We start from the raw sequence: 7,985 nt of genomic DNA, 5'->3' as shown, positions 1-7,985 counted from the left end.
CTCCATGAGCCCTTCCCCGAGGATGGCGTGGGCGCAGAAGCTCTCCTCACGTGCGGACTCCCGAACATCCATGCCGTAGGTGGACTTGAACCACTGGCGGTGGGCATCGATCAGAGCGATGAACGCATAGGGAGTGCCGCAGATCTTCGCGGCCAATGTCGTGATGGCATCGAATACCTGCTCGTTCGGCGTATCAAGGATGTAGTATTCGCCGAGATTGGCCAGACGCAAGGCTTCGTTCGAGGGCAGGGAGGGCTTTTGCATAAGGTGATTCCATTGGCAGTGCATGGTGTCTGACCGAGACAGCGGTGCTATGGGGTGATAGTGAAGGCCTGCATCGCTTCATTGACTCTAGCGCAGTAAGGCGGTGCTTCCCAAACATGGCAGGTTGTCGGTTGCGTTGAATGGCGGAAATGGAAGACGGTTTTTACCAGTTGTAAGCTTGACCTGTCGCTAATGATTCATTTCACTTCACAGTGTCTTTCCATGACGATAATGATGGAAACGTCGATCGAGAGAGATCCTTGACGGCTATCCCGCGTGTCCTGCAAAGATCCGGTCCCTGACCCTCAGGTTACAGCGCTCATGTTTCTGGCCCTCCCTAGCCGTTGGCATCTCGTCGGCCCCTTGATTGCATTGGCCACTCTTGCCGTGATCTGGCTGACCAGCGCACTGGGGGTCTTTCAGCTCCCCGATGCCTGGATACACTGGCAGTATCACCTGCTCAATCCCAAGGAGAGGCCGGTGTCACAGGTGCTTCTGGTGGAGGCCGATTTCGAGCAGCTTCAAGACGAGGAGTGGCTCGAGCTGGTCGCCCAGCTTCAGCAGTTCGAGCCCCGGGGTATCGGGTTCCTGCGCCGACCCACACGCCTCTCCGAGTCACACCTGGAAGCCCTCGATCGCGAGGGAGTGGTGATCGGTCAGACGGCCGCACAGGTCTTGGGTGCGCCCGGAGTCCTGACGCTGCCTCCCTCCCAGGCACAGGATAGCTTGGGTGTGCATCGTCCCCAGGTCATCTTCGATGGCGAGCGCTATATCAGTACCGAAGCCGCAGTGGTGAGCCGGGGAACCGAGGGACTCGACCCTCAAGCCCCCTTCTTGATCGATTTCCGTCCGGGCAAGAACTACCTGCCGGTCATCCTCGCCGAGAGGGTCCTGCGTGGTGATCTCACCCGGGATCTCGTTGCAGGGCGCGTCGTCCTGGTGGGAGCAGGCATTGATCCCACCAATCCGCCCCTCCTGACCCCCTTGCCGGAAGAGGCGGAAGTTTCCCGCCTGATGTATGCCGGCTATACGGTGGATACCCTGCTGAGGGGGCAACCGCTGCGTTCAACCACCTGGTGGCAGAACCTGCTTCTCTTGCTTGTGACACTGGCAGTCGCTGCACTGCTTTATTTCCGGCTGGGCGTACGCCGATCCCTGGGCATCTCCATCGGTGGTACCATTTTCCTGCTTATAGCCGGCTGGTTGTCCCTGCACTTCCTCGGCGCTGTCCTTCCCGTGGCATCGCTGATCGCCTTCCATCTTCTTCTCTGGTATCTGCTTTCCCGCCGGGAGCAGCGGTTGGAGTCTGAGACAGTTCACAAGCTTCTCAGGGCCAGCAGCCGCCGCTTTCACGAGCGTCTCCTGCCCACTGACTTCAATGCTAGCCAGGATCCCTGGGGTCAGATCATCGTACTGACGACCCAATTGCTGAGCCTCGAAAGGGCCATTCTTCTGGAGCGTCCGGCCGACGGAAAGCATTTTCGCGAGGTGAAGGCATATGCCTGTTCGCTGGAGGATATCGATGAGCGCCGTCGTGATGTCGAACGTGAACCCTATGTCAGTGCCCTGGCAGAGTCGGGCCCGATCATTCTCAAACAACCCTTCCTTAAGGGGGCGGCGCCGGGTCGCCTTCAGTTTCTCATGCCGTTGGAATTCGATGGTCAGGTCATGGGCTTCTTCAGCGGGGAGGTTGTCGAGGAAACGATTCACGCCAACCCGCTGTTTCTCTCCTTGCTGAGGGATTTCGGCAATCAGATCGGCGAGCTTCTTTATCGCCGCCAGCTCCTGCAGATGCGACAGCGCAGTGACGCCAGCCGATGGGGTCAGCTGATGCGACTCGACTCGATCGAATCCGAATACGCGTCTCTGAATGAGGTGTCTCAATTATTCGAGCGTCGTCTTTCCTTGTTGGAAAATGTCTTCAACAGCCTTCACACCAGCACCATTTTTTATGATCTCTTCGGCAAGGTGATGGAGGTCAATCGCAAGATGGAGGAGCTGGTCAGGCGTTCGGGTCTGCCCATCTTTACCATGACTGCTGCCGATGCCATCTCTATCCTGGGTGGAATGTCTCTTTCGGTGGCGAAAGAGCATCTCCAGCACATGGTGTTGACCGATGAGGGTCTGACGTTCTCGGCTAAACTGCCCAACGTTGAAGGCCTCTTCTCGCTGAATGTGCGCCCCCTGAGGGCAAGCGAAATGGAGACGGCCTTGACCTCCAGCCCCTTTCGGATACACGGTTTTTTGCTCGAACTGCTGGATGTCACCTACCTGGTGCGCCTGGAACGCCTGAAAAACGAACTCGACAACAAGATCAATGCCGAGTTGCGCAACCAACTGGAGGCGGCCATCCTGTCGGCCGAGTTATTGCGCCAGGACGACGTCACCGCTTCGGAAAAGAGGGCATTTGCCGAGCTTGTCGAGCGCAAGCTCTTGCAGATGTCCCGGACCCTCAATCGCTCCCAGGAGATTCTCAATGCCGTCCAGGACATTGACCAGCTATCGGACTTTCCCGTCAGCGTCAGTGCCTTGGCCGAGGATCTGGCGAAACGTTGGGAGTCCCGGCTCGCCGCGCGAGATCTGCAGCTCGAGCTGGCTCCCCCTCCGTTCAATGCCTTCGTTCGCGTCGATGTTTCGCGGATCGAGAATATCCTGGATGCCATCGTCGCGGTACTTGCCGATGATGCCAGCCCCGGAGGCGCGATACGGATCAGCCTGGAAGAGAGACATGAAGCTGGCCAGCTCTGGGACTCATTTATCCTGGAGAATACCGGATACGGCATGCCTGAAGAACGCTTGCAGGCCATCATGATGGGTTCGGCACCCATTACCACTCCTGTCATGCACCGTCTCAAGCAAGCGGTGGACCAGGTGACCTTGGGAGGTGGTAAGTTGAAGGCACGGACGGCTATCGGGCAAGGCATCCATTTCGAAGTACAACTGCCAGGTTTTTCCCTTGATGAGTAACTCTATATCGACCAAAAAGCGCATCCTTCTCGTCGACGACGACGCCGATGTGGCTCATCTTCTAGGCTTCGTCCTGCGCCGGGCAGGTTACGACATCAGGCATGCGCCGAGTGTCAGGAAGGCGATGCAGGACGTTGTCGAAGAGGTGCCCGACCTGTTCATCCTGGACCTCTGGATGCCCGAGCTGGACGGTAAGTATCTGCTGCGCTGGCTCAGGGAGGATCAGAGGCTTGGCCAGCCGATCCTCATGCTTACCGGCACCGTGAAACCGGGCCTGGATGACGAGTTGAAGGCTGAGGGAGCTAACGCCGTGGCACACAAACCCGTGGATATCCAAGCGCTCAGTACTCTGTTGCGAGGGCTGCTCGAGCAATGAGCTGGGACCTGCTGCCCCTGCATATCTTCCCGGAGGGTAGTCTTGCCAGTTCCGTCATCACTACGGTCTGGGTCGGTGTGGCTGTCGTGGCCTTCTTCAACCTTCGCTTCGGCTGGAGCCTGGCGGGACTCGTTGTTCCCGGCTACCTAGTGCCTCTTCTGTTGATCAAGCCCTGGAGTGTGGCAGTGATCGTCGGGGAAGGCATCGTCACCTATCTGCTGGTCTACGCCTTTTCCATCCTGGGGGCTCGTTTTCTTGGCCTGGCGGATTTCTTTGGTCGTGATCGCTTCTTTGCTCTGGTGTTGACCAGTGTCATCGTTCGGGTCGTGTTCGATGCCTTCTGGCTGCCTGCCCTGGGGGCATGGCTGGATGCAAGTTTCGGCCTGGAGTTCGACTACGCCAACAATCTGCACAGTTTCGGGCTCATCATCGTGGCGCTGATAGCCAACAACTTCTGGAAACCGGGACTCCTGCGGGGCACCTTCTGGCTGGTCATTACGGTCGCTGTCACTTTCCTGCTTGTTCGCTTCGGCCTGATGGAATTGACCAACTTCTCGGTCAGCAATCTCAATTACCTCTATGAGGATATCGCGAGCTCGATTCTCGCCAGCCCCAAGGCCTACATTATCCTGTTGACCACGGCATTCATCGCCTCACGCATGAATTTACACTATGCATGGGAATTCAACGGCATACTGATCCCTTCGCTTCTGGCCTTGCAGTGGTATCAACCCACCCGGTTGCTTTTCACTTTCGCCGAAGTGGGCATCATCCTCCTTTCCGTCTATTTCCTCCTGAAGCTTCCGTTCTTCGGAAACATCAACCTGTCCGGTGCACGAAAGCTGCTTCTCTTCTTCAGCGTGGCCTTCCTCTATAAGCTTATGCTGGGTCACGGGCTCCAGTTGTTCGCCCCCTGGGTAAAGGTCACGGATTTCTTTGCTTTTGGCTACCTCATATCCACTTTGCTGGCACTCAAGATGCACGATAAGGATATCGGCATCCGGGTCACGCGGGCGACCTTGCAGACCTCCCTCACTGCCGTCGTTGTGGCCAGCCTTGTCGGTTTTGCATTGAGCTTCATCCCCGCCCAGCTTGTCAGCGAGGCCGCCGACGATCAGCCCCTCGCGTCGCCTTCGGTAACCCAGATGACCCTCGAAGACCTTCTCCTGCGCCAGCGAGTGATCGACTATGGCGTGGTGGGTCGGGAGAACCTCCCGCAACCCAGCGGGACACAGCTTGCCCGTTTTCAGGAGGCTCTAACGTCGCTCGACAGCTACCGTAAGGATAGGGATCCGGCCAGGCTCCAGCAGGCCCAGCGTGGGCTGATGGAGCTCGATTACGCCATATCCCGGGCGGAGGATCGCTACCTGGTCCTGAGCGAGGCGGGGGCGCCTCGCGGCTGGGGAACCTTCGTTATCGATACCCGTCCCGAGGGACGGTTGGTGGTCGAGATTCCGGCGGCCATCGCCGAGCGGGGCATCACGGAGGCTGGCCTGGCGCTGTTTCGCGACCAGCAGGCCGCGGCACTCGCTGTCAGCAGTGTACGTGTGCGCGAGAGCACTGCCGGCGGCCTCGACGTGACAAGAAATCCGGGAACCTTCTTTCATCAGTTTCACCAGACCTTCGGCCCACGCAATGCACTCCAGGTGCGGCTCATCACCCGCACGGCAGCACGCGAGCTCCTCGGTGCTCGGACACCCGGGGTATCTGATCTGATGGCCATGCCAACCCAGCTGCTGGTGAAGGAGCAGTTGCCCGAGGATCTGCAGCTGCAGTCTCTGGAGAGGCTTCTGGGCGAGGTGACTCTGCGCTGGGAGGTCCCGTCTATTCCCAATGTACAGCGTGAGCGCACACGAAGCGGCTTCGCCGAGCTCTACCTGAACCCCGACTCGCTGCGGCCCCTGCTGGCTCGCAGCCAGGCCGTGGGGGCAGGGTCTTCGCCTCTGGTTGCCCGTGAAGGTGCCCTTGGCGACTACCTGATGGAAAGAGCCGCCATGGTTCGAGAGGTCAAAGGTCTCGCTTTTCGCAAGCCGAGAGTCGACGAGTTGCTGTTCTTCGATATCGAGGTCCTGAGCCCCCTTCTGGCGACCGCCTCGAGCGGCCCCCAGGCGGCATGGTCCGAAGAGAGGTTGAATGAACTCCGCTATCTCGATGACCTGGCCCGGGGGCTTGGCTATCGCATAACTCACCTGGATGACCCGCCTGGGGGGCATGGCTACCTGATCCTGGAAAGCGTGGAAGATCCCTCCCTCTCCCAGCCATGGGGCACCTTCGTCATACGCACCGGCGTGGCGTCGCCCCAGGTTGTCCAGGTGCCGCGCCCGCGTTACGAGATCAATACGCTCGAGGCCGGCATCACGCTGTTTCAGGAGCTGGACGCAAGGGCGCTTCTCATCGCCGGCAGCCATCCTTTCCTCGACCCGGCAGGTGGCTCTGATGTGCTGGACCCCCGCAATCAGCGCAGCCTGTTCAATCTCGCGCATCAGGTGCTCGTGCGTGAAGCCGGCGAGGAGCCTTTGCTGATCACCCAGGTGCGCGGTATGGGCGAGCAGGCCACCACCCGGGCGCCGAGCCTACTGGCCTTCGAGGATGGCCTGCGACCCGGCGCCGCGCCGCTGCCTCTGCGTGAAAGACTGCGCCAGACCCTCGAGAGCATGGGGTTAGCCCCCGAGGAGGTTCTCGGTGAGGAGGAGACTGTCGGCTACGAGGTGGCTCGAAGTGCCCAGACTCGCTACCTGGATGCCGCCACCGACACGGATTTCGCCATCGTCTGGATCGCACCATTGTCTCGGCGCGCTTTCGCCCTTCATTCCGATGACCGACAGCAGCATCTTCAGTTCCAGGCTCTAGAGGTAGAGACCGTCACAGGCTCCCTGGCAAAGCAGGTCGAGCGCAGGGGCCTTTCGCAAGAGCCGCTTGTGGAGGGCATCGAGGCGCTTTTGATCCATTACATGGACACCCGGGATATTGTCGCCCTGCGCAAGCTGCAGCAGCAGGGGTATCACCTTGCTCGGGTGCTTGATACCGACTCGCGGCAGGCCTTTCTGCTGGTATCCGCGACGGCTGAATCCCGAGCCGTTATGGCGATCGCCAACCTGAATCCTCTTGGCCGGGAGGTGATCGATCTGGCATCGGGAAGGATGGCAGCGGAGCTCGAAGGCTTCATTGCCAAACGGGCCTTTCTGCTGCGAGCGGGAGGCGGTGAATGAGAATCCTGGGTCGCCTGCTGCTGTTGCTCTTGGTCGCTAACATCGCAGCCTTTCTCTACCAGCCTCTGCGCTCGCTCTTTCAGGTACCGCCTCCGCCACCCGCCTTTGCCCAGCAACTCGACCTTGAAGCCCGCCCCTCGACGGTGTACTTCCTGCCCGAGGAGGAATGGCTTACCTTTCCCGTCATCAGCCAGGCCGCGCGGCTGCGCATCCTGACCCATGCAGGCGCTGGAGTCGATACCCAGCCGGAGACCCCCTTGCGCTATGCCCTGGAATACGAGCTTCTGGATGCTAACAGGCGCTCCCTGCATGTGGGTTACTACACCCATGAGACTCGGATACCTCTGCCGTTCTTCAAGGATGGCATGCCGGTGCCCCGCAACCTCTATACCGACAGGGAGCTTGCTGTCGGCACAGGCCAGTCGTTCAACCTGCAACTGGAGGGATTGCTCCGGACCGCTTACGTTCGCCTGCGTCTGGCGCCGCTGGCGACGCCCCTCCAGAACGTTGCCGTCCGCGTCTACTATGAGGAGCGTATGAGCGAGAGGCGGGCCTCCGTGGCCTGGGAGCGATTGAGCCAGACAAGGAGAGAGCGTCTGGCCCAGGGTGTTATCTATCCGCCGGAACTGTTGACCCGACAGGAACGGCTCAACCTGCTGGAGCGCCAGTGGCAGCCGGTGGGACCGGTCGGCACCAACCCCTCGCAGGGCACCCTGTTCAGCATCCAGGGAGCCGAGCCCTTCATCGATCCGAACCTCATGCCCCGTTCTTCCGGGCTCTATGTGGCACCGGATCGGCTGGGTGTGCTGCCCATCGAGGCGGCAGGGGAGTACCGTCTCCAGTTCATGCCCCTTGTCGAGGGTGGTCTCGAGCCCGAGCTCGAGTTGCGCCATGTGACCGAGCAATTCGAGGAGCCTCGGGTGGAGAGGGTGATACCCGCAGGCGAGCCGCCGAGAAGCGAGCTGTCCCTCTCGCCAGGGCTGCTGGTCGTGGCTGCCAACCAACCCGGCATGCTCGATATCTGGTCGGTCGAGGCGCCCGAACAGGGTGTCCTTTCCGAGCCACGCTACCTTCGTGCCTGGCAGTTGGGCCAGGGGCTTACGGTAGCTTTCCAGATTCTGCCCGGCGATGACGTTGGCACTTCCCTGCGCCTCGACCTGCGCGCCCAT

Annotated in this window: 4 protein-coding genes and 1 pseudogene; 4 read left to right on the top strand and 1 reads right to left on the bottom strand. The window is 60.1% G+C overall.

Annotated features, from left to right (window positions below; translation table 11 throughout):
• Positions 1-264, bottom strand: a pseudogene (locus IBX53_RS13060) (hypothetical protein); the annotation flags it as partial.
• Positions 265-585: 321 nt separating this feature from the next.
• Between IBX53_RS13060 and IBX53_RS13055 the strand changes: the two are divergent.
• The 4 genes from IBX53_RS13055 to IBX53_RS13040 all read left to right on the top strand — a co-directional run.
• Positions 586-3,231: a CHASE2 domain-containing protein gene (locus IBX53_RS13055; RefSeq protein WP_290909934.1), complete on the top strand. Its 2,646-nt coding sequence runs from the start codon at positions 586-588 to the stop codon at positions 3,229-3,231.
• Positions 3,224-3,607 (top strand): response regulator, encoded by a 384-nt coding sequence (locus IBX53_RS13050; RefSeq protein ID WP_290909932.1) that lies wholly within the window; start codon positions 3,224-3,226, stop codon positions 3,605-3,607. Before IBX53_RS13055 ends, IBX53_RS13050 begins: the two co-directional genes overlap by 8 nt.
• Positions 3,604-6,816: a poly-gamma-glutamate biosynthesis protein PgsC/CapC gene (locus IBX53_RS13045; RefSeq protein WP_290909931.1), complete on the top strand. Its 3,213-nt coding sequence runs from the start codon at positions 3,604-3,606 to the stop codon at positions 6,814-6,816. Before IBX53_RS13050 ends, IBX53_RS13045 begins: the two co-directional genes overlap by 4 nt.
• Positions 6,813-7,985: hypothetical protein (locus IBX53_RS13040; protein WP_290909929.1), on the top strand; the 1,173-nt coding region annotated here is incomplete at its 3' end. The genes IBX53_RS13045 and IBX53_RS13040, both read left to right, overlap by 4 nt.

This window comes from Halomonas sp. (genome assembly GCF_014859505.1).
Lineage (GTDB): Bacteria > Pseudomonadota > Gammaproteobacteria > Pseudomonadales > Halomonadaceae > Halomonas.
Note: the sequence above shows the minus strand (reverse complement) of the source record. Positions and strands in the feature narration are given on the sequence as shown.